This window comes from Metallibacterium scheffleri (assembly GCF_002077135.1).
Lineage (GTDB): Bacteria > Pseudomonadota > Gammaproteobacteria > Xanthomonadales > Rhodanobacteraceae > Metallibacterium > Metallibacterium scheffleri.
The window spans coordinates 1,965,477-1,988,792 of sequence record NZ_LDOS01000002.1; the positions used below are offsets into that span (position 1 = coordinate 1,965,477).

Genomic DNA, 23,316 nt, shown 5'->3' on the forward strand with positions numbered 1-23,316 from the left:
TCATGGACTTCACCGATCCACAGTATCTGCACCATGTCCTGGCCAGCATCTGGTTTCTGATCATCGGCCTGTTCCTGGTGTTTTACGTGGTGCTCGATGGCTTTGATCTGGGCGTGGGCGTGCTGTCGCTGTTCGTCGATGAGCGCCGGCGCGCGGTGATGATGGCCAGCCTCGGCAGCATCTGGGATGCCAACGAGACCTGGCTGGTGGTGATCGGCGGCACGCTGTTCGGCGCGTTTCCGCTGGCCTATGGGCTGATCCTGCACGGTTTGTACATCCCGGTGATCCTGATGCTGCTGGGCTTCATGCTGCGCGGGGTGTCGTTCGAGTTTCATGCGCTGTCGCGGCGCAAGGCGTTCTGGGGCGCGATGTTCGGCGCCGGCAGCCTGCTCGCCGCGGTCGCGCAGGGCTTCGCGCTGGGTGGCTTGCTCAACGGCATCAGGGTCGCCAACGACCTGTTCGCCGGCAGCATCTGGGACTGGCTGTCGCCATTCAGCATCATCGTGGTGCTGGGCGTGGTGGCCGGCTACAGCATGCTCGGCTCGGCGTATCTGATCATCAAGACCCAGGACGACATCCAGCGCGGCTGCTACCGGCGCGGGCAACTGCTGGCGGGGCTGATGCTGGCGGTCGGCGCGGTGGTCACGGTATGGACGCCGCTGCAGTTTCCGGCGATCGCCGCGCGCTGGTTCAGCACGCCGGGGCTGTATTTCTTCGCGCCGCTGCCGCTGCTGGCGCTGGCGAGTTTCGGCATGCTGCTGCGCGCGCTCAGGCGCCAGTTCGAGGTGGCGCCGTTCGTGTGGACCACGCTGATCTTCGTGTTTTCGTTCGCCGGGCTGGCGGCGACGTGGTTCCCGTACATCGTGCCCGGTTACGTGACCATCGATCAGGCCGCCTCGGACAGCAGCACGCTGGTGTTCATGCTCATCGGCATCGGCATGCTGATCCCGGTGATGATCGCTTACAACGTGTACCAGTACGTGGTGTTCCGCGGCAAGGTCGACCCCGACGCGCTGCACGGCTACTGACTGCCCTGCGGCGCACACCACAGGCCGTGGCGCGCGCCGGCGTCGCTAGGCCTGCAGCAGCGCCGGTGGCGCCAGCGGCTTGATGGTGTCGACCAGCGCCTTGCTCAGCGCCAGATTGCCGGCGACCACGTTGCCGCTGGCGGGCAGGCCCTCGCGCCCGGCGAAATCGCTGTAGCGGCCACCGGCTTCGTGCACCAGAAGGCAGCCAGCGGCCAGGTCCCAGGGCTTCAGCCCGATCTCGAAATAGCCGTCAAAACGCCCGCAGGCGACGTAGGCCAGGTCCAGCGCGGCCGAGCCGCTGCGGCGCAAATCCTCGGCCTCGGTGAGCATGGCGCGCAGCATCTGCAACTGCACATCGAGGTGCGCGCGCTGGCGCCATGGGAACCCCGTGGCCAGCATCGCGCCGGGCAGGCCTTCGCGCTTGCCGACGCGGATGCGGCGATCGTTGACGAACGCGCCATCGCCCTTGCCGGCGATGAACAGGTCGTTGCGCATGGGATCGAAGATCACCCCGATCACCGGTTCGCCGCGCTCGAGCATGGCGATCGACACGCAGCAATGCGGAATGCCGCGCAGATAATTGTGCGTGCCGTCCAGAGGATCGATCACCCAGGTCTGGCGGCCCTTGGCGACCTCGCCGGATTCCTCGGCGAGGATGCCGTGATCGGGATAGGCGCGGCGGATCTCGCGTATGATTTCGGCCTCGGCGAGGCGATCGACTTCGCTGGCGAAATCCATGCGCTGCTTCTCGACGATGGCCAGGCCCTCGACGCGGTTCTGGTAGCGCAGGATGACGTTGCCGGCGGCGCGCGCGGCGCGCACCGCAATCGTGATGGCGGGTCTGGGCATGATCGGATCGCAGTGGAAAAAGAACGGGGCCACGCCAAGCGTGGCGCACGCATTATGCCAGTTGCCGCGCCGGTCGCCGTATTGCGCTGGCGCTCGGGCGGCCGCATGAACGCGGCCATGGCGCGCATCGACTGCGTGCTGGTGCGCCCGCAGCATCCCGGAAACATCGGCGCGGCGGCGCGCGCGCTGCGCACCATGGGCCTGTCGCGCCTGCTGCTGGTGGCGCCGCGGCGCTTTCCCGATGCCGAGGCGAGCGCGCTGGCCGCGGGCGCCGATGCGCTACTCGATGCCGCGCCGGTGCATGCCACGCTGGACGCCGCGCTGGCCGGCTGCACGCTGGCGCTGGGCCTGAGCGCGCGCCGCCGTGGGGTGAGCCTGGACGAGCTCGACCCGCGCGCCGGCGCCACGCGCGCCTTCGCCCACGCTGCCGCCGGCGGGCGCGTGGCGCTGCTGTTCGGCAACGAGCGCACCGGTCTGGAGAACGACGAACTGGCGCGCTGCCACGCCATGGTGCGCATCCCCAGCGTGGACGACTTCAGCTCGCTGAATCTGGCGCAAGCGGTGCAATTGATGGCTTACGAGCTGCGCCTGTGCGCGCTGGCTGCCGCGCCGGACGCGGTGGCGACGGATGCGGCGCCCGAGCCACCGGCCGGGCTGCACGAAGTCGAGACGTTTTTCGCACACCTGTGGCGGACGCTCGATGCGATCGACTTCCACAAGGGCCGCGCGCCGCATACGGTCGAACGGCGCCTGCGCCGATTATTCCTGCGCGCGCAACCCAGCCTGCGCGAGCTGCGCATCCTGCATGGCGTGCTGGCCGATGCCGAGCGCATGGCGCAACTGGCGCAGCCACGCAGCGCACAGGGCGAGTGAGGCACGCATGGCACACCGCATCCTCGGCCTCGCCGCGCTGTTGTTCTGGCTGTGGATGCTGCTGCACCTGCGCAGCTGGTTTCCGGGCCTGTGGCTGGTGCACGGCATCGGCATCCTGCGCGTGGCGCGCGGCGCTGGCCTGGTCGTGCTGATGCCGGTGGCCGGCGCGGCCATGCTGATTGCACCGGAATGGTTCGCCGACCGCTGCAGTCCGTATTCGCACGAGTCCGGCGAGCCGTATCTGGATCACAGCTTCTGGTTGCTGCTGGGTTATCTCACCCTGGGCATGGCCTGGGCGCTGCTGCAGTTGTTCCGTTGAGCGCCACAGGCCACGCCACAGCGCTCAAAAAAACATCATGCGCAGGTAGTGCACGAGCGCGCCGCTGGCGCTGGCGAACACGCCGATGCCGAGCAGTGACAGCAGCCAGGCGGCCAGCAACAGCGCACCGTCGCGCTCCATCAGTGCGATGCCATACAGCAGCAACAGCACGCCGATCGGCCAGTTGGTGAACGGGATCGGCAACGCCAGCAACACGCCGACGACCACCAGCAGCAACCCGCTGAACAAGCCCGCGCGGCGATGGGTGAGGATTTCCAGGCGCGGGCTCGCGAGCTTTTCCAGGCGCGTCAGCAACGGCTTGCTGAAGCCGAGCACCTTGCCCGCGCTGCTGCGCGCGAAGCGGTAATCGGCCACCCTGCGCGGCAGCCACGGACGCGATAGTCCGAGCAGCATCTGCAGGCCGACCAGCGCGGTCAGCACGCCCATCGGCGCGCCAATGCCGATCGGCACCGGCACGAAGTTGGGCAATGCCAGCACCAGCAGCAGAAATCCGAATGCGCGTTCGTGCAGCGGCTCAACCAGATCGCCGAGGCGGATCTGCTCGCCCGGCTGCGCGTCCAGCGCGGCTTGCAGCACCGCGCTGGTGCGCGGTGCATGCGCGCGGCTCATGCGGGCCGTCCCGGCGTGCCCAGGCTGAGCAGCACGCGATCGATGCGCGTGCCATCCAGATCGAGGATCTCGAAGCGCACACCCTGCCACTCGATGATCTCACCGACGCTGGGGATGCGCCCGGCACGCGCCATCAGCAAACCCGCCACGGTGTGGTAATCCAGATCCGGTTCCTCGGGCAACTGCACGTTGCCCAGCAGCTCGCGCAGATCCTCGATCGATAGCGCGCCATCGACCAGGTAACTGCCGTCGGCGCGGCGCACGATCGGTGCATCGGCGGCGCCGGCATCGACGACCGGCGCGGGGCGCCCGACCACGGCTTCGAGCAGGTTGTGAAAGGTCACCAGGCCTTCGATGTCGCCGTATTCGTCCACCACCAGCGCCAGCTGCGTCTCGGCGTCGCGGAACTCCTCGAGCAGATCCAGCGCGCGCGCGCTGCCCGGCACGTACAGCGGCTTGGCCAGGGTGCGGAACAGGTCCAGGCGCATGTCGCCGCGGGTCAACGGCTCGAGCAGCCTTTTCACCTCCAGCACGCCGAGGATGTCGCTTTCGCTGCCGCGATAAACGGGATACCGCGAGTACGGCGTCTCGCGCAGCACGGCGAGGTTTTCGTCCAGCGTCGCCGCGGCATCCAGCCAGGCGATGCGCGGCCGCGGCGTCATCACGCTGCCCACGGTGCGATCGCCCAGGCGCAGCACGCGGCTGACCATGGCGCGCTCGTCCTCGTCGAGCACGCCTTGCTCGGCGCTTTCCGCCACCAGCAGGCGGATTTCCTCTTCGGTGATGCGCTCGGGCGCGTTGTCGCGGCCCATGCGCAACAGGCGCAGCAGGCCGTTGCTGGAGGCGTTCAACACCAGCACGAACGGCGCGGCCAGACGCGCCAGCGCCAGCATCGGCGCACCCACGATCATGGCCAGTTTCTCCGGCGCCACCAGCGCCAGGCGCTTGGGCACCAGCTCGCCGATGACGATGTTGAGATAGGTAATCAGCGCGATGCCCAGCGCATAACCCAGCGGGCGCGCGTACGGCAGCAACACAACCCAGCCCAGCCCCTGCAGCCACAACGCCAGACGCTCGCCGATGTTGGCGCCGGTGACCACGCCGGTGAGGATCGCGATCAGGGTGATGCCCACCTGCACGGTGGACAAAAAGCGCTCCGGCGCCTCGGCCAGGCGCAGCGCCAGCGCCGCGCGCCGGCTGTTGCGCGCCATCTGCTTCAGACGCGAACGGCGCGCGGTGACGATGGCCATTTCCGACAACGCGAAAAAGCCGTTGGCCAGCGCCAGCAGCAGGACCAGTCCCAGTTCACTCAGCATTGCGGGGGAGCGATGGCACGCATGCGGGCGAGTGTAGCAAGCGGCCATGACCGCACGGACCTGGCCGCGGTCCCGGGGCGCATCCGCCAGCGCGAACCACGACGCCAACGCCTCAGAGAAAACCTGCGCACGCCCGGCAACCGGCAGCATGCGGCCACCCGCCAAACGCGCACTACCCCGCTCAGTAGGCGTCGCCTTCCACGCTCAGCGCCTGTTCGAGCTGGTCGCCGAGCACGCCCAACTCGCGGATCAGGCGTTCGAGTTCGGGCAGCGAGAGAATGTCATACGGACGGTTTTCGCACAGGTGCAGGTAGGGCGAGCCTTCCAGATCGCTGATCGCCAGAAATCCGGCGCGCTGCTCCCAGTTGAAACGCAGGCAGCGCTCGGCATCCATGCCCACCACCGGGCCGACCGGGGTGGAGACGCGCAGGTACTTGCGCCCGTTCTCGCCCTCCAGCTCGACCAGGTAGACGCCTTGATGACGCGCGCGGCGCAGGTCCAGGTCGAAACTGATCAGGTACGGATCATTGGTGCGCAGCGTGTAGTGGCCGCCGATGTGCGAGCGGACGGTCTCGAAGTTCAGCATGGCCGATCTTCCGTTCGGATGATGACGGCATGGTAGCTTGATTGGCATGAGCGCTGAATCCGGATCGCTGGCCGCACGCACGGCCATCCGCGCCGCGATCCGCGCCGTGCCGGCCGGGCGTGTCAGCAGTTACGGCGCGATCGCGGCGCGTGCCGGCCTGCGCGGGCGCGCGCGCCTGGCGGGACGCGTGTTGCGCGAGGGCGCCACGCCCGCCCTGCCTTGGCATCGTGTGCTGCACAGCGATGGCCGCCTCGCCGCGCCACCCGGCACGGCGCTGGCGCGCGAACAGATGCGGCGCCTGGCCGCAGAGGGCGTGCCGGTGCGCAAGGGTCGCGTGGCGCGCGAATATTTCATCGACGGCGGCGATCTGGATGCGCTGTTGTGGCGCGGCTGAAGACCTTCAGCGCTTGCCGCGCCGGCTCAGCAGGACCGGCACCAGGGCCAGGATCGCCAGCGCGCACAGCGGCAGCAATATGTGCGGTTCCAGCATCATGTGCATGCCGATCGGTTCGCCGCGCGCGATGGCCTCGCTCAGGCCTGCGCCGACCGCGCTCTCGAAGGCTTCCATCACCAGACCGCCGGCGGCCGTGGCGGCCATGAACAGCCACAGCGGGCAGCGCAGCCAGGCCAGGCCCAGGGTCACGCCGCCGAACGGAAACACCGGCACCAGCCGCAGGAACAGCGTGTAACTGGCGGGATGGTGCAGAAATCCCGCGCGGATTTTCTCGGCCAGCCGCGGCGCCGGCCGCTCGCCCGCGCCCAGTGCGTAGCGCGCAGCCAGAAACAGCAACAGCGAGCCCAGCACCAGGCCCAGCGTGGACAGCACGGTCGCCTCGACCATGCCGAAAATCAGCCCGCCGGCGATGGCGATCAGCACCAGCCCGGGCACGCCGCTGGCCACCGCCAACACCATGATGCCGAGATAGCTCATGCGCGCCAGCCACGGTGATGCCGCCGCCAGATGGTGCAGGTGCGCGTGCTCGGCGGCGAGGTGGCGCGGATCGAGATGGCGCAGCGCGCCCGAGAAAAACAGCACGGCGCCGGTCGCGATCAGCAGCAGCAGGGGCAGCAAGGCGCGCAGGCGCTTCATCAAGGGCTTCCGCGTAAAAGCCGCGAGCATAGCGGCAAGCGCGGCGGCGTGGCCGGGTTCCCACGCCCCGCTCGACGTGGTGCAGCGGCTGCCGCCACGCATGCGATCAGAACCCGCCGTTCACGCGCAAGCCGATCTCCAGTGCGTGCGTGGCCTGCGGCGCCAGCGCCGGATGCAGGATGTATTGCACATCCGGTTGCAGGGTGAGGTGCGCGTCGATGCGCTTGCGCCAGGTCAGCTCGTAAGCGGTTTCGGCGCGCGCGTCACCGGGGTGGCGCAGGCGAAACGCCGAACTGAGCAGGGCGCGCGCCACGCCCACGCTCACGCGTCCGTGACGGCGCGTGCTCAGGCGCAGGCCGGCGCCGAGATAACGGCCGACCGCACTCTGGTAGGGCTGGGTCTGGCCCCATTGCACGAAGCCACCCAGGCGCCGCGTGCGACCGGCGCCGAGCAGGGCGATATCCGCCAGCGCATACACGCCGCGGTGCGCCTGCCGCGCCGCGCCGACGCGATGCAGCGCCCATGCACCCAACGCCAGCTTGTAGCGACCGTGTCGATCGAAGCCCAGTTCCAAGGCCTGCAGGCTGCCGTCGCCGCGGCGCGGCAGATTCCAGCCCTGCGGGATGCCCGGGTCGCGCGGCACGCCGCTCCACAGCCCGACCATCACGTAGAACGCATGCGGGTGCCAGCGCGCGCTGATGCCGGGCGCGGTCTGCGGCCAGATCGGCGTGCCCGCCTGCGAACTCGTGGGCATTTGTCCGAAAGATGAATTCAGCAGGTCGCCGCCGTCCGGCACCAGGCCGAACAGTTCGTCGTAACCCTGCCAGCCCAGCCGCAGTGACCAATGCTCGCGCACGTCGCCCACTTGCCAGAACGCGCGGTACAGGCGCCATGCATGGCGCGCGGCCAGGTTGTCCAGGGTTTGCACGTCGCCGGCATCACGCGAGGGATTGCTGCCGAGGATGCGGATCAGATCGACATGCCAGTAGCTATCCATGCCATCCTGCAGCTTGCCGTGCTTGGTCAGGCGCAGGTCGATCAGCGCCGGCGCCTTCCAGCCGCGCGCGCGGCCGCCGCTGGCGGCATCCATGGCATCGAATGCCCACAACAGGCGCACGCGCCACGGCCGTGCCGGCACGCTGGCAACGAAGGGAATCGGCGCGCGCGGATTGCTGCTGAGCGCGGCGGCAGCGTGCGTCAGCGGCGCCAGCAGCAGCGCGCACAGAACCGCGAGGTTGCGCCAACCCTGCTGGCTGCTGGCCGCGCACTTGCGCATGGGCTGTCTCCATTCATCGCACGCTTCGGGAAACCGTGGCCTGGCGCCAGCACGGTGCCGGCAATTGTGCCGCAGGTGACATCGACACCGTGGACGGAAAACCGTGCGCGATCCGTGAACCGGTACGTGTCGGCACTGGGCCTGCCGTCTGCGAACCCGCGTCGAGCCTGCACCTCCTTTTCCGTCATTCCCGCGCGGACGGGAATCGCTGTACAAGCGCGGAGCGGGTCATCCAGGACGTGAAACCATGCGGCGAAGTCACTGGATGACCAGCTTCGCTGTTGAGAAGCGATTCCCGTCCCCGACACAAGCATTCGGGGATGACGTTCCTGCGCGGGGATGACGAGAACACAAGACCCGGCGCGGGAATGACGCAAGGCAAGACTGTCGTGGCGATCACGAACCAAGGGACGATGCGCCCAAACGACCCGGCCGCTCAAAGAATCCGATCTTGTCGAAGGCACCGATCAAGCACCGCTGTCGGGTATTGCCCGCACGCTACGGCGCGCGCTTGCCAGCCTCGCGATCCAGATGAAAGCGGTGCAACAGCCGGTGCGCGAAGGGCGCCAGCAGCACACCGGCGAGGAACACCACCAGCAGGCCGCAATACAGCGCGTAGGTGCCGGCAAAAAGCTTGGCGCCCAGCGTCACGGGCGTGGCCAGCGGGCCCATGCCCGACAGGATCATGGCGGCGTTGACGTAGGCATCGGCCCAGCCCAGCCGCGCGTAGTGGTGGTAGCCGAGCATGCCGATGCCCAGCGATACCGCGACCACCACCAGCGCGGCCAGCAGATTGCGCCCGACGCGGCGCAAAAACACGCGGCGTGGAGCCAGGGCGTCGCTGCGCCGTTCCCACATCAGGGTGCTCCCGTCACTGTGGTCGCGGCCATCAGAACAGCAGGCTGCTCATGCGCCGCCGTGCCTGCGCCACCAGCTCGGCATCGTCGCTCAGCGTGAACGCGGCGACCAGGCGCTGCTTGGCCTGGCCTTCGTTCCAGCCGCGCGCCTCGGCCAGCAGCGCTAGCCAGTCTTCCAGCGCGGCAGCTTCGGCCCCGCCCAGCAGGCGGCGCACGGCGCGCAGGTCGCGCGCGGCGTAATCCTTGGGATCGGCGGCGATGCGGCGCTCCAGTTCATCCAGCGCGGGCGCGCTGGCCAGCGCCTGGGCGAAATCCAGCTCGCCGCGCAGGCGCCGCGCGCGCGCATCGCTGGCGAGGTTGGCGGGCAGGCTGTCGAGCGTGGCGGCGGCGGCTTCAGCTTGGCCGGCGCGCATCTGCGCCACGGCCAGATCCAGCCGGAGTTCATCCTTGTCCGGCTGCGCGGCGACCGCGGCCTGCAACCGCGCCAGCGCGGCCCCAGGTGATTCCAGCGGTTGCGCGGGGGCCGCTTCGGCCTCGGCCGGCGCGCCGAGCGCCGGCTTGATGCCGTGGTCGTCGAGAAACTTGCGCACACCGCTCTCGGGCTGGGCGCCCATGAAACCGTCCACCGGCTGGCCATCCTTGATCAGCACCACGGTCGGCAGCGAGCGGATGCCGAACATGCCCGCCAGCGCCATTTCCTGATCGCTGTCGATCCGGGCCAGGCGGAACGCGCCGTTGTATTCACTCGCCAGTTTTTCCAGGATCGGCTTGAGTTGTTTGCAGGGCGCGCACCAGCCGGCCCAGAAATCGATCAGCACGGGCTGTTGCATCGAGGCCTGCATCACCTCGCTATCGAAGTTGGCCTGGGTGACATCGAGGGCATGGGCGGTGGCGGTGGCGGTCATGACGAGCTCCGGAAGGGATACCGCATGATTGGGGCAAGGCGCGGCGCGGACAAGGGCGCCGCGTGCTACATGTCGTGCTTGGCCAGCGTGTAGCCGCGCTGCTGGTAGGCGCGCCAGCGCTCGCGCGAACCGCTGCGCGCGTCGGCGTCGGCGGGTACCACCTCGAGCAGCCGCTGGCACGCGCGCGCGCAGGGCTCGTCGCGCAGGTTGATGATCAGCGCGCGATCGGGCGTGTCGAGGCCGGGCGGCGCGATCAGCACCGCGGTGTCGGCGTCGTCGTAGTCGCCGGCGATCTGGTGCGGGATGAAGGCGTCCTCGTCGAAGCTCCACAGCAACTCGTCCAGCGCCTCAGCCTGGCTGAAGTCGCGCGCCAGGATCAGCGTGGGCTGGCGCTTGTCATAAGCGCGCCGCGCCAGCTCGCACACCAGCAGCAGCGGCTGCTCGCGGAAGCGCGGTTTGTCGATCAGATAAAAGTCGGCTTGGGGCATGGCCGCGACTTTACCCGCGCGCGCGGCACGCGGTCACGCGTCGCCGCGCATCGTGGCCGGCAGCAGCACGCGCACGCACAAGCCGCCGCCCTCGCGATTGATCAGCGCGACGCGACCGCCGTGTGCCTCGACGATCTCGCGCGCCAGTGCCAGGCCCAGCCCGCTGCCGCTGCGCTTGGTCGAATAGAACGGCAGCAGCGCCTGCGCCAGCACCGCATCGCTCATGCCGGGGCCGCGGTCGCGCACCTCGATGCGCCAGTGCGCGCCGCTGCGCTGCACCTCCAGCTCCACCGCCTCGGCCGGGCCGCCGGCTTCGTGCGCGTTCTTGATCAGGTTCAGCAGCACCTGCTCCATCTGCGCGGCATCGAAACTGGCCAGCGCCTCGGGCACCGGGTACGGCACGCGGAAGCGGGCGTGCGCGGCCAGCGCCGCCACGAATGCCGGCCACTGCACCGGCTCGGGGCGCGGCGCGGGCAGCTTGGCGATCTGCGCGTAGTCGGCGATGAAACCGTGCAGATGGCGCGCGCGCTCGCCGATGCGCGCGAACACGTCCGGCAGGCGCTGCGCCTCGCCACGCCGCGCCAGCTCGGCGCCGGAATGCGCCAGCGAGGTGATCGGCGCCAGCGAGTTATTCAACTCGTGGCTGATCACGCGGATCACCTTCTTCCACACCGCCACCTCGGCGCGCGCCAGCTCGCGTGTCATGCGCCGCAGCAGGTACAGCCGGTGCGGGCGACCGTGCAGGCGAAAGCCGCGCTGCGAGAGATGAAAACTCTCCTCCATACCCTCCATTTCCAGCGAGAACAGACTGTCCTCGCCCAGCTCCAGCGCGCGCCGCAGGGCGTGCGGCAGGCTCGCCGCGAGGCGCTCGAAATCCAGCCCGATCAGGCTGCGTCCTTCACCCAGCAACTGCCGCGCGGACAGATTGGCCAGGGTCACGCGCCCGCCCGGATCGACCAGCAGCAAGGCCACCGGCGAATGCTGCACGACCGTGTCCAGCAGCAGCTCGCGCTGCGCCAGGTTCTGCCGCTGCTCGCGCAGCGCGGCGCCGAGCGCGTTGTGGGTGTCGATCAGCGCGCCCAGCTCGTCCTTGCGCCGCGCCGCGATACCGAAGCTGAAATCGCCGTCGCGATAACTGGCCACGCTGCTCTCCAGCGCGCGCAGCAGGCGCCGCAGCGGCTGCACCACCACATAGGCCAGCCACAGCGCGGGCAATGCCAGCGCCAGCCAGGCCAGCCACAGCGCGGCCGCGGGCAGCATCCAGCGCGCCAGCAGCAGTGCCAGCGCGGCGCCGGCCAGCGCCGCCAGCCACAGCAGCAGCGCCAACCGGCCGGTGGTGGAGAACACGCGCACCGTCAGTCCTGTGCCAGACCGTAACGCTGCATGCGCCGATACAAGGCCTGGCGCGACAGACCCAGACGCTGCGCGGCGCGGCTGACCACGCCGCCGCAGGCGCGCAGCGCGGCCTCGATGGCCTCGCGGCCGGGTTCGTCCAGATCGCGCGGCGCCGCACTCACCGCCTGCGGCAGGCCCAGATCCGCCAAGCGCACCACGCCCTCGCGGCACAGCAGGCGCGCGCGCTCCAGCGTGTTGCGCAGCTCGCGCACATTGCCCGGCCAGGCGTGGGCCAGCAGCGCCTCGCGCGCGTCGTCGTCCAGCGTGCAGGCGCCGGCGAGGAAATGCTCGGCCAGCGGCAGGATGTCCTCGCGCCGCGCCGCCAGCGGTGGCAGCGCCAGCTCGATCACGTTGAGGCGGTAGTACAAATCCTCGCGGAAGCGGCCCTCGCGGATCATCGCCTTGAGGTCGCCATTGGTCGCGCTGAGGATGCGCACGCGCGCGCTGCGCGTCTTGCCCGAGCCCAGGCGCTCGAACTGGCCGCTCTCCAGCACGCGCAGCAGCTTGGCCTGCCCCGCCAGCGGCAGGTTGCCGATCTCGTCGAGAAACAGCGTGCCGCCGTCGGCCTGCTCGAAGCGACCTTCGCGTGCGCGCGTGGCGCCGGTGTAGGCGCCGGCTTCGGCGCCGAACAGCTCGGCTTCCAGCAGGTTTTCCGGCAGCGCGCCGCAGTTCACCGCCACGAACGGCCCGCCGCGCACCGCCGAGTTGGCGTGCACGATCGCGGCGATGCGCTCCTTGCCGGCGCCATTGGGGCCGGTGATCAACACCGGCACCGGCGCGCGCGCGACCTGACAGGCCATCTCCAGCAGTTGCAGCATCGATTCGGAGGCGAACACCAGCCCGGCCAGATCGCATTCCGCTTGCAATCGCGCGCGACGCGCACCGCGCGCGACGCGACGCTCGGCCAGCGCGTGGTTGGCCTCGGCCAGCTCCAGCAGATTCTCCACCGTGGCCAGCAGGCGCGCGTCGTCCCAGGGCTTGGACAGGTAATCGGCGGCGCCGGCTTTCACCAGGCGCACCGCGGCATCCAGATGCGTCCAGCCGGTGAGCAGGATCACCGGCAGATCGGGCTGCTGCGCGCGCAGCGCATGAAACAGCGCCTCGCCCTCGTCACCGGCGGTGGTATCGGCGGAAAAGTTCATGTCGGCGATCACCAGATCGATACGCTGCGCACGCAGGATTTCCAGCCCCTGCGGCGGGTGGGTCGCGCCCAGCACGCGCAGGTCGTGCAGGGCGAACAGCGTGGTCAGCGCCTCGATCACGCTCGGGTTGTCGTCGATCACCAGCAGGCTGCGCATCGCTGTTCCCCGTGTGCGTGGAGTGGTCGCGCGTCGGCTCCCAGGCACGCCGCACGGTCAGTGTAGTTCCGCGCCGACCGCGTGCCGCATGGCCGCGCGCCGGGTGGTCGTTGTTTTATCCCTCTCCTCCCCGGGAGAGGGTGGCGCGCAGCGCCGGGTGAGGGTGCGCACTCGCGCAGGGACTCGGCGTTGAAGCATGCACCGCACGGATCAACTGTTGCTGGCATGCGCATTGACAAAGCAACTCTTGACCGAGCGCGGGTCGATGGCCGCATACGGCGCGAACGCGGGCAGCCGCGCCACGAGCTGATCCTGCGTGGCGCGGATCGCGCCGATCGCGCCGCACAGGCGATCCACCTGCCCATCGAGCCGCGCCGCCTGCGCGTGCGCGGTGTCGTTGATGATGCGTGAATCGTCGTGGAACAGCGCAGAGAACAGCGAGCCGACGACGCTACCGGCCATGTGCGCGCCGGCCCATCCGGTCTGCTTGCCATCGAACACGATCACCTGCGCCTGCGTGAAATAGCGCGTGGTCAGCATGCGCTGCGCGGACGTCAGCGCTACCGATTCGCCGGCGATGCGCAACGCGCCATTGGCCTCGATCTCGGCCATGTCACCGCCGCGGTCGCGAATCGAAACGCGGTCGGCGTGCACATGGATGGTTTGCCCATCCAGATTGATACGGGCGTCACCACCGCAGGCGCTCAGACCCAGCGTCAGCAGACCGATCAAGGCGATTCGTGCAGCGAGGGATTGAACGTGCATGGCGTGCTCCCTTCAGTGGGCGGGCATGGGTCATGGAAGTGGAAGTCGGGAAGCGCGAGAAAGGAAGCAAAAAGAAGTCGAAAGTGCGTGGTCAAGCCCGGGGATGACGAGCGTGGGAATCCATATCACCAGCTCGTCATTCCCGCCATTGCTTGTTGAAGTCACTGGATCCCCGCTTGCGCGGGGACGACGACAGGGCGGAGGCATGAGCAGAATGCAGGCGGACTGGACCCCGCCCCCGCCTTCGCTGGGGGCAGGCTCTGCGCGGGGATGACGGCAAGCACGGCAATGGATCTCGATAGTCGGATGTGCGCGACGTCCATGCATGCCTCACGCCGCCCGCATCGCCGTGGTCGGCGGCACGCGCGCCGCGCGCAGCGCGGGGCCCAGCACGGCGAGCTGGCCCAGTAGCCACATGGCCAGCGCGCCGAATGCCACGTACTGCAGCGGCAGACGCGGCTGCGCGAAGTGCTGCATCAGCAGCACGTTGAGGCCGATGGTGAGTGCCGCGCCCAGCGCCACGCCCATGCTGACGATGATCAGGTTCTCGGCCTGGAAATGGCGCAGGATCGCGCCGCGCGTGGCGCCCAACGCGCGCCGCGTGCCGATGTGGCGTGTGCGCTGCTGTACCCAGAAACTGGCCAGACCACTGACGCCCAGCGCCGTGACAATCAGCAGGATCGCGGTGATCGCCATGAGGATGCGGTTGATGGCGCGTGAACCGGCGAATGCGTGGGTGATGAACGCCTGCAACGAACTCGTCTGACCAACGACATTCCCAGGATTGGCTTTCTGCATCGCCTTCATCGCCAGCGGCAGCACGTGTGCCATCTGCCCGGATCGACTGCGAATCAGATAGAGGCCCCCTTCGATCACGTCATAGCGCTGTTCGATGAGGATTGAATCATTGTCGCTGCTGCGACCCGTAATCGCGCCGCGCAACGTGCCCACGATGCCAACGATGCGCATGCTGTGATTGCCGTCATACAGCACGCTGCCCAAGGCGTTTCGATCCGGGAACAACCGGTGCGCGAGTTGCTGCGTGATCAGTGCCGGCACCAAGGTGTTGGGCGTGGCGGTTGTGGCATCCGGAATCTCGCCGGCAGCTGGCAAGTGCCCGGCAAGCAAATGCACACTCAGCGTCTGCGAATAGTCTTGCGCGCCACTGAAAACGAAGGCGTGGGCGACCATTCGGGTGCGGCTCGCATTGCTGTAGATCGGATTCCATCTGGCGCCCAGCATCGGCGTCGCCCCAAAGCTTGATGCGAGCACACCTGGCACCGTTCGCAGCACCGCAAGATTGTTCTTCACGGTATTCGCGTGCTTGGCGTCGCCGATAACCATGCTCTGAATCACCGCCACATCGTTTGCCGGCACTCCGGTTGACTCACGTTGGAGTACCGCGCTCCCATGCACGATGAACAGCAGATTGCCCAGCACCGCCATGGTCAGGGCGATCTCCAGCACCAGCAGCGTGACCGCGGCCTTGTGCCGGCGCAGGGCGGAAAAAATCGGGCGCAACGATGCGAACGGGTTCATAGCGATTTCACCACCAGGGCGGGGGCGATGCGCGCGGCGCGCCACGCCGGCCAGATGCCGGCCAGCAGGGTCGCCACGGCGGCCAGCAGCAGCGCGTACAACAACAGCAGCGGACTGATCTGCACCGTGGCCGCGTAACTCACCGGCTGCTGGCGGATCAGCCACAAACCCAGCCACACCAGCGGCAGGCCAACGACACCGCCGAGCAGGCCGATCAGCGCCGACTCGATCACGCACTGCGCGAACACATCGCGCTTGCGCGCGCCCAGCGCGCGGCGCACGCCGATCTCGCCGCCGCGGCGCAGGAACTTGGCCAGCAGCAGGCCCACCGCGTTGAGCAGGCAGATGACGAACACGCCGAAGGCGATCCAGGTCTGCATGCGCACGATCACCGGCACCACGTGCTTGTAGTTCAGCCATTGCATGACATCGTCCAGGCGCACATTGGGCGCGCGCTGGAACCGCCCCAGCGCATGTTGCTGCTGGCTGTAGCGCAGCAGCAAATCGCGGTAGGTGCGCACCTGCACCGGCGTATTCAATTGCACCCAGTACTGCGCCCAGGTGCACTGCGCCGCCTTGGGGTTGTGCGTGCCGGCGCCGGGGTTGTCACCCCAGCAATCCATCGGACCCCAACCGAAATCCGCTGGTAGATGCAGCCAGGTGAAAAACGGCAGGTAGATCTGCGCGGCGGCACCATAGGCGCCATCGTCCAGATCCCAGAAATGCGGCTGCGGATTCCATGGCTTGATCACGCCGACGATGCGAAACAACTTGGTGGCGATGATCAGCTCGCGCCCCACGCTGTCGGCGCCGCCAAACAAGGTGTCGTTGAGCATTTGCGAGATCACCACCACCTGCGCGCGGCGCGTGTCGTCCTGCTCGCTCCATGGCGCGCCGTACTGAAACGGCACGTCGAACATCGGAAAGAACCCGCGCGTGGTCGCGCGCGTGGTTTCCATGCGCAGCGGGCTGCCCGCCACCGTGCTGCGCAGCGGCAGCCAGTTCGCGCTCATCAGCGCGCGCTGCCTGGCCTGATCGAGGTGATACAGGTTCAGCGCGTCGATGTAGGTAAGGTTGTCGGGCGGCGCGCGGCGCGCGCCCGGCAAGTCGGCCGGGCGCGGATCGACCTGCGGATGAAACACCTCATCGCCGCGCTGCGGCAGCGGATTGCCGGCCAGATTGTGCAACACCGTGAACATGCTCATCGCCACGCCGATGCCCAGCGCCACCGCCAGCACCATCAGCGCGGTCAGCACCCTGTTGCGGCGAAACCCGCGCAAGGCCAGTGTGAAGGCATAACTCAGCATGGCGTGCTCCCTTGCAGTGAGGTGTTTTATGGCTTCGTCATCCCCGCGCAGGCGGGGATCCAGAAATCCTTCCGGACAGGTTGCCTACTGGATCCCCGCCTGCGCGGGGATGACAGCAAGCACGGCAATGGATCTCGATAGTCGGATGTGCGCGACGTCCATGCATGCCTCACGCCGCGCGCATCGCCGTGGTCGGCGGCACGCGCGCCGCGCGCAGCGCGGGGCCCAGCACGGCGAGCTGGCCCAGCAGCCACAGCGCCACGGCACCAATCGGCAGGTACACGATCGGCAGCCGCGGCACCGCGTAGTGCGCCATCAGCCACACGTTGATGCCGATCGCCGCCGCGCAGCCCAGTGCGATGCCGGCCGTCGCCAGCAGGAAGTTCTCGGTCTGGAAGTAGCGCAGGATGTCCACGCGCCGTGCGCCCAGCGCCCGCCGCACGCCGATCTGCCGCGTGCGCTGCTGCACCCAGAAGCCGGTCAGGCCCATGATGCCGATGAGGGTGACGATGAGCACCACGAGGGTGACACTGGACAGCAGCCATGCTGCCGCGCGGCGGCTGTTGAACACCGCATCGCGCGCATGCTCGAAGGTCTGCACCTTGGGCTTGAGCCCACTCATGCGCATGTCCGCAGGAAATGCACGATCGATCACTGCCGGGATCGCCTTGAGCACACTGGCTTGCGCGCCTATCCTGCTACGCACCGCATACTGAATGAAGGGCATGCCGGAAACGCGCGCCGGCAGCAACATCACATTGCCGGCATCGGCCTGGGTCTTGGCGGAAATGTCGCTGCGCACGAGATGGTTCAGCACGCCGACGACGACATGATCGTATGGATGGTTCTGGCCGATCCGCACCGATTGCCCCAGCGGGTTCTGGTGCGGAAACAGATGCCGCGCGAGGCTGCGCGTGAGTATCACCGGCGCGCTGGACTGCATTCCCATCGCGTTCTGCGCCGCGGCGTGCACCAGCTCGCTCGCGCGAAAATCGCGCCCGGCCACGATGTGCGCACCCAGGGTCGGCACCAGGTCGTCTCCGATCATGGCCGCCGAATTGACCGTGCGTTTGCCGCTGGCGTTCGACACGTTCCCGGTAATCCTGACCGACGTCAGCATGGGCAGGTTCACGCCCGAGGTGACCGCGACGATACCGGGGATGGCACGCAGCGCATCCTCGCCCGCGCGCACCTGCGCACCGGTCCATGGCGCTGCCTGGCTGGCGATTTGACTGACCAGGATGAGTTGCCTGGCCGCCACGCCATCGGGCATGAGCAGCGGCGCCAGGCGCTGCTGCAGCAGCGCCAGCGTATTGCACAGGATGGCCGTGGCCAGCGCGATCTGCATGACCACCAGTGCCGGCATCAGGCGATGGCGACGGAAAGTCCTCAGCATGGGTTGCATGGCTGCGCCCCTCAGTTGGTCTTGATTTGCAGTGCGGGCGACAGCATGCTCGCGCGCCAAGCGGGCAGCACACCCACGATCAGGCCCACGCCCACCGCCAGCACGAACAAGGTGATGAACATGGACAGGTTCAGATGCGCCGCGCTGCTATAGCCGAGCTTCTGCTGGCGCACCAGCCACAGGCCGAACAGGGTCAGCGGCACCGCCAGTGCACCGCCCAGCAGGCTGACGCCGCCCGCCTCGATCAGGTGCTGCGTGAACACGCTGGCGCGCGTAGCGCCCAAGGTGCGCCGCACCGCCACCTCGTAGCTGCCGCGCAGAAACCGCGCCAGCAGCAGGCCCATCACGTTGACCATGCACAAGACCAGAAACGCCAGCGACAGCCACAGGTTGATATGCACGCTGCTGGGCACGCCATTGTTCTGCGCCACCCAATCGTCCATGCCGTGCAAGGCCACCTCGGGTGCGCGCGGGAAGCGGCCCGCCGCGTGCTGCGCCGTGGCGTAATCGAGCAGATAGCGGCGATACGACTGCACCTGCTGTGGCGTATCCAACTGCACCCAGGTTTCCAGCCAGCGGCAGTCGGCGGCGGGTGGACCGTAAACCGGCGCCTCTTGGCTGCTGTTGTCGCAAGGCCCGGGAGCAAACGGGCCGATGCCGGCTGCCATCGCCGATTGCAGCGGCAGCAGCATGCCGATCGTCAGCTTGCCCCGGAGATTCAACTCTTCGAGGTCAAAAAACTGTCTCCGCACGATCCAGTCGGCGGTGATGCCAACCACCCGGAACAGGTGGCCCTGGATACGCAGGCTGTGCCCCACGCCATCGGCCACACCGAAGAGCTTGCGACTCAGATGTTCGTCGATCACCACCAGCGGCATGCGCGCGACGGCTTCGGCATGACTCCAGACGCGACCGTAGCGCAGCGGGATACCGAACAATGCCAGCGCCTGCGACGAGGTCATCCAGGCGAACTGGCCACCAATCTGCTCTTTGCCATGGTTCGATGAGGCGGTGATGAATGCCGTTGCCAGATACGCCTGCCGCACCGCCTTGCGCGCATCGACCAGCGCCTGCGCATCGCGCAGCTTGAGCAGGGTGGGCATCGACGGCGGTGCGTCGTGATCACCCGGCTTGGGCAGCGGCTGCGAATCCATCGACACCAGATACAAATACCGGCTGCCGTGCGCGATCGGATCGGCCGTCAGTGCGTTGAGGATCGTGTAGGCGGTCATGCAGGACGCGATGCCGATGGCCATCGTCACGATGATCAGCAGCGTCTGCGCGCGATGGCGCAGCAGCCCGCGCAGCGCCAGTTGCAGGTCATAGCGCTTCATGGCTTACCTCTCTTCCTTTGTTGCCAGACTCCGGGGATGCTCGACCCATGCCACGGACCTGCTTGCCACCCCGGCCACGGCACGCGACAAACACCCCCTTGTCATCCCGAGCGCCCTTGTCATCCTGAGCGCAGCGGAGGATCTCGGCGCGTGGTCGTGCGCCCGCGTCCATGCCGACATCACGCAGTCGTCCACGCCGAGATGCTTCGCCTGCCGGCTCAGCATGACAAACACGTGATTGGGCTCCGCAAGACCAACACGCGCAGGTAATCGGCGTTCACTGCGTGCCGCCGTTCAGCGGTGGCAACGGTGGTGGCGGCAGCAGCGGCGGCAATGGCGGTGGCGGTGGTGCCGGCGGCAATGGCGGTTCGGGCGGCACCGGCTGTCGCACGATCAGGTCGATGAACGGTGCGATCTGCGCCTGGGTGAAATCCATGCGACGGCCCTCGCGCAACACGCCGAGGCGGACCTTCCCGCTGCGCGCCAGCACGCGCAATTGCCTGGTGAAAGCATCCGGTGTCCGCACCGGCAAGCCGTTGAGCGACACGATGCGATCACCCACGCGCAGTGGCGTGGCGACACCGAGATGCAGATGTTCGATCAGCACGCCCACGCAGGCTACCTGTGCATGCCGTGCACAGGGCGCATCGCTACCCGCGACCAGCAGCACCTGCTGCGATCCACTGCGGATGGAATCGCGTTCACTGCTCATTTGCACGGTTTCGGTGGGTGGCAGGCTATGCATCACGATGGTTTCTCCAGTGACATTGAAATCACGCCGCCCGCATCGCCGTGGTCGGCGGCACGCGCGCCGCGCGCAACGCGGGGCCCAGCACGGCGAGCTGGCCCAGCAGCCACAGCGCCACCGCACCAATCGGCAGGTACACGATCGGCAGGCGCGGCACCGCGTAGTGCGCCATCAGCCAGACGTTGATGCCGATGGCGGCGGCGCAGCCCAGCGCGATGCCGACCGTCGCCAGCAGGAAGTTCTCGGTCTGGAAGTAGCGCAGGATGTCCACGCGCCGTGCGCCCAGCGCCCGCCGCACGCCGATCTGCCGCGTGCGCTGCTGCACCCAGAAACTGGCCAGGCCGACGATGCCGATGGCGGTGACGCCGAGCAGCGCGAGAATGGTGGACACCAGCAGCCAGGCCATGGAGCGGTCGTCGCGGAAGTAATCACGGCGCATCTGCGACAGCGTGGCCTGCTTGGTGACGGTCTGCGTCGGATGCATGGCCTGCAGCTTGGCCACCGCGGCCTTGAGCACGCGTTCGCGCGCGGCGGGCGCGGTGCGCAGCACATACGAGGCGCCAAGATTGGGGCCGACGCGAAACGGCAGGATGGCCGCGTAGAAATTGGCGGGGTCGGTGCCCGAATCACTCAACTGCGGGCGCACGATGTTGGACATCACGCCGACGACCTGGCCCTGCGCTTTCTGCACGTACAGCAGTTTGCCGACCGCGTTCCCTCCGGGCCACAGCTGCTCGGCGTAGGCCTGGCTCACGATCACCTGCGTGGGCTTGAAAAACGAGCTGAGCATGGTGGCCGGGGTCAGGTCGGTGTACTGGTCGCTGCTGAAGCCGCGCCCGGCCAGGATCTTCACGCCCAGCGTCGGCAGCAGGTCGCGGCTGCCGAGATAGATGGTGACCGGGTAAGGCGTCGCGTTCGGATCGGGGGTCTTGGCGAAACCCGAGTTCCAGGACGAATCGGTGAACGGCAACGAATTGACCGCGGCGGCCGCCTGCACGCCGGGGATGGCGCGCAGCGCGGCCAGATCGGCCTCGGCCGCGGGCACGCCGGCCTTGCCGGCCGAGCTGATCTGCAGGGTGACCAGGTCGCGCTCATCGATGCCCGAGCGGATGTCCATGCGCTGCAGCCGCCCCATCACCAGGTACACGGCGTTGCTGACGATGGCGAAGGCCAGCGCGATCTCCAGCACGATCAGGAACGCGGCGATCTTGTGCCGGCGCAGTGAGGACAGGATGGGACGCGGCGTCATCATGGCGGGCCTCACGAGGATTTGAGCTGCAACGCGGGTGCGATCAGGCACGCGCGCCATGCCGGCAGCAGCCCGGCGACGAGACTGGCGAGCAGCGCCAGCAGCAGGGTGGCGACCAGCATCGCCGGTTGCAGATGCGCGAGGCTGGCGTAGCTGGACGGCTGCTGGCGCACCAGCCACAGGCCGAGCCAGGTGAGCAGCAGGCCGAGCAACGCGCCGGCCGCGCCGATCATGCCGGCCTCGATCAGCAGTTGCGCGAAGATCGCGCGGCGCGAGGCACCCAGCGCACGGCGCACGCCGATCTCGCCGCTGCGGCGCAGGAACTTGGCCAGCAGCAGGCCGACGGTGTTGACCACGCACACCAGCAGGAAACCCAGCGCCAGCCAGGCCTGCATGCGCACGTCCTCGGGCACCACGTGGTTGGTCGCCAGCCACTGCATCAGATCATCCAGGCGCACGTTGGGCTTGCGCTGGAAGCGGCCAGCGGCGTGCTGCTGCGCGGAGTAGTCGACCAGGAAGCGCTTGTATGCGGCGGCGGCATGCGCGCTGTCGAGTTGCACCCACATCTGGATGTAGCCGCAGGGCGAGGTATCGAGATTGCCGGTGGTCTGGCCAAAGCAATTGGTGGTGCCGTTGACGCCGATGTTCAGCGCGCGCGCGGTGTTGAACGGAATGAACACGTCCTCGACCTCGCCGTAGCGCGAGGAGTTGAGATCGTAGAAACGCGGCACCGGGCGCCAGTGCGCCAGCACGCCGACGATGCGGAAGCTGTGGCCGCCGTAATTCAGCATGCGGCCCACGCTGTCGGCGCCGCCGAACAGCTTGTGGTCGAGCGACTGCGAGATCACCGCGACGTGCGCGGCGCCGGCGTCATCGGCGGCGGACCAGGGCGCGCCATAGCGGAACGGCACCTCGAACATGCTGAAGAAATCCCGCCCGGTCAGGCGCGAAGTGACCGCGATGGGATGCAGCACCGAGCCCGCCGGCGGCTGCACCACGTCAGCGCCCTGGTACATCACCGCCGCGCGCGCGGCCTTGCCCTGATGCAGCAGGTTTTCGGCGTCGATGTAGGTGAGCAGGCTGGGCGGCCGCGAGTCGCCGTCGCCATTGCGCGCCAGCGGGAGCGGATCGACCTGCGGGTAATACAGGTGCGCGCTGCGCCCCGGCAGCGGATCGCCGGAGAGCACGTGCAGCACGGTGAGCATGGTCATGCTGGCGCCGATGCCCACGGCCAGTGCCAGCACCATCAGCGCGGTCAGCACCGGGCTGTTGCGCAGCGCGCGCAGGGCCAGGCGCAGGTAGTAGGCGCCCATGGCTCAGCTCCGCGGCAGCGTGAGATCGCCCGCGGTGCGCTCGCGCAGGCCGGGATGGAAGCGCGGCTCCTCGCTGACCCCGGTGGCCATACCGTCGACGATGTGCACGTTGCGCTGCGCGCGCGCGGCCAGCTCGGGATCGTGGGTGACCATGATGATGGTGGCGCCCTCGCGGTGGATTTCCTCGATCAGCTCCATCACCCCGCGCGCCATCGCGGTATCGAGGTTGCCGGTGGGCTCGTCGGCGAGCAGCAGGCGCGGGCTGCCGGCCAGCGCGCGCGCAATGGCCACGCGCTGCTGCTGGCCGCCGGAAAGTTCGGCCGGATAGTGTTTCAATCGCGCCGACAGACCCACCCGCTCCAGCGCCGCCAGGGCGCGCTTGCGGCGCTCGCCGCCGGACATGTGGCGGTAGTGCAGCGGCACCTCGACGTTGTCCACCACGTTGAGGTCGGGGATCAGGTTGAAGGCCTGAAACACGAAACCGATCTTCTCGTTGCGCAGGCGCGAGCGCTGGTTGTCGTTCATGCCGTGCACGTTGACGCCATCGAGCAGGTATTCGCCGCGGGTGAAATCCTCCAGCAGCCCGGCGATGGTCAGGAACGTGGTCTTGCCCGAGCCCGACGGCCCGGTGACGGCGACGAACTCGCCCTCGTCGACCTTGAGCGAGAAGCCGCGCAAGGCGTGGGTCTCGACGGTTTCGGTGCGATACACCTTGGACACTTCGCGCATCTCGAGCATCACGTTCT

General features: G+C 68.3%; 24 protein-coding genes. 4 read left to right on the forward strand and 20 right to left on the reverse strand.

Features of this window, described 5'->3' with window-relative positions; translation table 11 throughout:
- Positions 1–2: 2 nt before the first annotated feature.
- A complete protein-coding gene (gene cydB / locus Mschef_RS14295) occupies positions 3–1,028 on the forward strand; it encodes a cytochrome d ubiquinol oxidase subunit II (protein ID WP_081129711.1) in 1,026 nt (341 codons plus the stop codon).
- A gap of 45 nt (positions 1,029–1,073) precedes the next feature.
- On the opposite strand, the gene Mschef_RS14300 is transcribed toward cydB, so the two are convergent.
- Positions 1,074–1,877 (reverse strand): inositol monophosphatase family protein, encoded by an 804-nt coding sequence (locus Mschef_RS14300; RefSeq protein ID WP_081130060.1) that lies wholly within the window; start codon positions 1,875–1,877, stop codon positions 1,074–1,076.
- A gap of 105 nt (positions 1,878–1,982) precedes the next feature.
- Between Mschef_RS14300 and Mschef_RS14305 the strand changes: the two genes are divergently transcribed.
- Positions 1,983–2,750, forward strand: coding sequence for an RNA methyltransferase (locus tag Mschef_RS14305; RefSeq protein WP_081129714.1), 768 nt, complete (start codon positions 1,983–1,985; stop codon positions 2,748–2,750).
- Positions 2,751–2,757: 7 nt separating this feature from the next.
- Positions 2,758–3,069, forward strand: a complete 312-nt coding sequence (locus Mschef_RS14310) for a hypothetical protein (protein WP_081129715.1) — start codon at positions 2,758–2,760, stop codon at positions 3,067–3,069.
- Between the two features lie 24 nt (positions 3,070–3,093).
- Here Mschef_RS14310 and Mschef_RS14315 read toward each other — a convergent pair whose 3' ends face one another.
- The 3 genes from Mschef_RS14315 to Mschef_RS14325 form a co-directional block, all read right to left on the reverse strand.
- Positions 3,094–3,699 carry an exopolysaccharide biosynthesis protein gene (locus Mschef_RS14315; protein WP_081129716.1) on the reverse strand — a complete coding sequence of 202 codons (606 nt, stop codon included), beginning with the start codon at positions 3,697–3,699 and terminating at the stop codon, positions 3,094–3,096.
- Positions 3,696–5,015, reverse strand: a complete 1,320-nt coding sequence (locus Mschef_RS14320) for a hemolysin family protein (RefSeq protein ID WP_081129717.1) — start codon at positions 5,013–5,015, stop codon at positions 3,696–3,698. Before Mschef_RS14320 ends, Mschef_RS14315 begins: the two co-directional genes overlap by 4 nt.
- 181 nt (positions 5,016–5,196) lie before the next feature.
- The gene (locus Mschef_RS14325) at positions 5,197–5,601 is read right to left on the reverse strand and encodes a hypothetical protein (protein ID WP_081129718.1); all 405 of its coding nucleotides are present in this window, start codon (positions 5,599–5,601) and stop codon (positions 5,197–5,199) included.
- Positions 5,602–5,647: 46 nt separating this feature from the next.
- Here Mschef_RS14325 and Mschef_RS14330 point away from each other — a divergent pair, with 46 nt between their 5' ends.
- Positions 5,648–5,995: an MGMT family protein gene (locus Mschef_RS14330; protein ID WP_081129719.1), complete on the forward strand. Its 348-nt coding sequence runs from the start codon at positions 5,648–5,650 to the stop codon at positions 5,993–5,995.
- A 6-nt stretch (positions 5,996–6,001) separates the two neighbouring features.
- On the opposite strand, the gene Mschef_RS14335 is transcribed toward Mschef_RS14330, so the two are convergent.
- From Mschef_RS14335 to Mschef_RS14415, 16 genes are all read right to left on the reverse strand, one after another.
- Positions 6,002–6,691 carry a TVP38/TMEM64 family protein gene (locus Mschef_RS14335; RefSeq protein ID WP_081129720.1) on the reverse strand — a complete coding sequence of 230 codons (690 nt, stop codon included), beginning with the start codon at positions 6,689–6,691 and terminating at the stop codon, positions 6,002–6,004.
- A gap of 106 nt (positions 6,692–6,797) precedes the next feature.
- A complete protein-coding gene (locus Mschef_RS14340; protein WP_081129721.1) occupies positions 6,798–7,967 on the reverse strand; it encodes a carbohydrate porin in 1,170 nt (389 codons plus the stop codon).
- A gap of 498 nt (positions 7,968–8,465) precedes the next feature.
- Positions 8,466–8,825, reverse strand: coding sequence for a hypothetical protein (locus Mschef_RS14345; RefSeq protein ID WP_081129722.1), 360 nt, complete (start codon positions 8,823–8,825; stop codon positions 8,466–8,468).
- Between the two features lie 31 nt (positions 8,826–8,856).
- Positions 8,857–9,729 carry a thioredoxin gene (gene trxA / locus Mschef_RS14350; RefSeq protein ID WP_081129723.1) on the reverse strand — a complete coding sequence of 291 codons (873 nt, stop codon included), beginning with the start codon at positions 9,727–9,729 and terminating at the stop codon, positions 8,857–8,859.
- 65 nt (positions 9,730–9,794) lie between these two features.
- Positions 9,795–10,217, reverse strand: a complete 423-nt coding sequence (locus tag Mschef_RS14355) for a DNA polymerase III subunit chi (protein ID WP_081129724.1) — start codon at positions 10,215–10,217, stop codon at positions 9,795–9,797.
- A gap of 33 nt (positions 10,218–10,250) precedes the next feature.
- Entirely contained in the window at positions 10,251–11,570 is a 1,320-nt protein-coding gene (locus Mschef_RS14360) for a sensor histidine kinase (RefSeq protein WP_425480063.1), read from the reverse strand.
- 2 nt (positions 11,571–11,572) lie between these two features.
- Positions 11,573–12,910, reverse strand: coding sequence for a sigma-54-dependent transcriptional regulator (locus Mschef_RS14365; RefSeq protein WP_081129725.1), 1,338 nt, complete (start codon positions 12,908–12,910; stop codon positions 11,573–11,575).
- 210 nt (positions 12,911–13,120) lie between these two features.
- A complete protein-coding gene (locus Mschef_RS14370) occupies positions 13,121–13,675 on the reverse strand; it encodes a YggN family protein (RefSeq protein ID WP_136256209.1) in 555 nt (184 codons plus the stop codon).
- 330 nt (positions 13,676–14,005) lie between these two features.
- Positions 14,006–15,214, reverse strand: coding sequence for an ABC transporter permease (locus Mschef_RS14375; protein WP_081129727.1), 1,209 nt, complete (start codon positions 15,212–15,214; stop codon positions 14,006–14,008).
- Positions 15,211–16,521 carry an ABC transporter permease gene (locus Mschef_RS14380; RefSeq protein WP_081129728.1) on the reverse strand — a complete coding sequence of 437 codons (1,311 nt, stop codon included), beginning with the start codon at positions 16,519–16,521 and terminating at the stop codon, positions 15,211–15,213. The genes Mschef_RS14375 and Mschef_RS14380 overlap by 4 nt, the downstream gene beginning before the upstream one ends.
- Positions 16,522–16,690: 169 nt before the next feature.
- Positions 16,691–17,926, reverse strand: coding sequence for an ABC transporter permease (locus tag Mschef_RS14385; RefSeq protein ID WP_081129729.1), 1,236 nt, complete (start codon positions 17,924–17,926; stop codon positions 16,691–16,693).
- A gap of 11 nt (positions 17,927–17,937) precedes the next feature.
- On the reverse strand, positions 17,938–19,260 hold the full coding sequence (locus Mschef_RS14390) for an ABC transporter permease (protein ID WP_081129730.1): 1,323 nt from the start codon (positions 19,258–19,260) through the stop codon (positions 17,938–17,940).
- Between the two features lie 277 nt (positions 19,261–19,537).
- Positions 19,538–20,008, reverse strand: a complete 471-nt coding sequence (locus Mschef_RS14400) for a hypothetical protein (protein ID WP_136256210.1) — start codon at positions 20,006–20,008, stop codon at positions 19,538–19,540.
- Positions 20,009–20,033: 25 nt separating this feature from the next.
- Positions 20,034–21,260 carry an ABC transporter permease gene (locus tag Mschef_RS14405; protein ID WP_339325990.1) on the reverse strand — a complete coding sequence of 409 codons (1,227 nt, stop codon included), beginning with the start codon at positions 21,258–21,260 and terminating at the stop codon, positions 20,034–20,036.
- 8 nt (positions 21,261–21,268) lie between these two features.
- Positions 21,269–22,570, reverse strand: a complete 1,302-nt coding sequence (locus tag Mschef_RS14410) for an ABC transporter permease (RefSeq protein WP_081129733.1) — start codon at positions 22,568–22,570, stop codon at positions 21,269–21,271.
- Positions 22,571–22,573: 3 nt separating this feature from the next.
- Positions 22,574–23,308 (reverse strand): ABC transporter ATP-binding protein, encoded by a 735-nt coding sequence (locus tag Mschef_RS14415; RefSeq protein ID WP_081129734.1) that lies wholly within the window; start codon positions 23,306–23,308, stop codon positions 22,574–22,576.
- Positions 23,309–23,316: the final 8 nt, after the last annotated feature.

Coding starts and splice junctions, on each gene's coding strand:
- cydB (WP_081129711.1), top strand. CDS start 3: ATGGACTTCACCGATCCACAGTATCTGCACCATGTCCTGGCCAGCATC.
- Mschef_RS14300 (WP_081130060.1), bottom strand. CDS start 1,877: ATGCCCAGACCCGCCATCACGATTGCGGTGCGCGCCGCGCGCGCCGCC.
- Mschef_RS14305 (WP_081129714.1), top strand. CDS start 1,983: ATGAACGCGGCCATGGCGCGCATCGACTGCGTGCTGGTGCGCCCGCAG.
- Mschef_RS14310 (WP_081129715.1), top strand. CDS start 2,758: ATGGCACACCGCATCCTCGGCCTCGCCGCGCTGTTGTTCTGGCTGTGG.
- Mschef_RS14315 (WP_081129716.1), bottom strand. CDS start 3,699: ATGAGCCGCGCGCATGCACCGCGCACCAGCGCGGTGCTGCAAGCCGCG.
- Mschef_RS14320 (WP_081129717.1), bottom strand. CDS start 5,015: ATGCTGAGTGAACTGGGACTGGTCCTGCTGCTGGCGCTGGCCAACGGC.
- Mschef_RS14325 (WP_081129718.1), bottom strand. CDS start 5,601: ATGCTGAACTTCGAGACCGTCCGCTCGCACATCGGCGGCCACTACACG.
- Mschef_RS14330 (WP_081129719.1), top strand. CDS start 5,648: ATGAGCGCTGAATCCGGATCGCTGGCCGCACGCACGGCCATCCGCGCC.
- Mschef_RS14335 (WP_081129720.1), bottom strand. CDS start 6,691: ATGAAGCGCCTGCGCGCCTTGCTGCCCCTGCTGCTGCTGATCGCGACC.
- Mschef_RS14340 (WP_081129721.1), bottom strand. CDS start 7,967: ATGCGCAAGTGCGCGGCCAGCAGCCAGCAGGGTTGGCGCAACCTCGCG.
- Mschef_RS14345 (WP_081129722.1), bottom strand. CDS start 8,825: ATGTGGGAACGGCGCAGCGACGCCCTGGCTCCACGCCGCGTGTTTTTG.
- trxA (WP_081129723.1), bottom strand. CDS start 9,729: ATGACCGCCACCGCCACCGCCCATGCCCTCGATGTCACCCAGGCCAAC.
- Mschef_RS14355 (WP_081129724.1), bottom strand. CDS start 10,217: ATGCCCCAAGCCGACTTTTATCTGATCGACAAACCGCGCTTCCGCGAG.
- Mschef_RS14365 (WP_081129725.1), bottom strand. CDS start 12,910: ATGCGCAGCCTGCTGGTGATCGACGACAACCCGAGCGTGATCGAGGCG.
- Mschef_RS14370 (WP_136256209.1), bottom strand. CDS start 13,675: ATGCACGTTCAATCCCTCGCTGCACGAATCGCCTTGATCGGTCTGCTG.
- Mschef_RS14375 (WP_081129727.1), bottom strand. CDS start 15,214: ATGAACCCGTTCGCATCGTTGCGCCCGATTTTTTCCGCCCTGCGCCGG.
- Mschef_RS14380 (WP_081129728.1), bottom strand. CDS start 16,521: ATGCTGAGTTATGCCTTCACACTGGCCTTGCGCGGGTTTCGCCGCAAC.
- Mschef_RS14385 (WP_081129729.1), bottom strand. CDS start 17,926: ATGCAACCCATGCTGAGGACTTTCCGTCGCCATCGCCTGATGCCGGCA.
- Mschef_RS14390 (WP_081129730.1), bottom strand. CDS start 19,260: ATGAAGCGCTATGACCTGCAACTGGCGCTGCGCGGGCTGCTGCGCCAT.
- Mschef_RS14405 (WP_339325990.1), bottom strand. CDS start 21,260: ATGATGACGCCGCGTCCCATCCTGTCCTCACTGCGCCGGCACAAGATC.
- Mschef_RS14410 (WP_081129733.1), bottom strand. CDS start 22,570: ATGGGCGCCTACTACCTGCGCCTGGCCCTGCGCGCGCTGCGCAACAGC.
- Mschef_RS14415 (WP_081129734.1), bottom strand. CDS start 23,308: ATGCTCGAGATGCGCGAAGTGTCCAAGGTGTATCGCACCGAAACCGTC.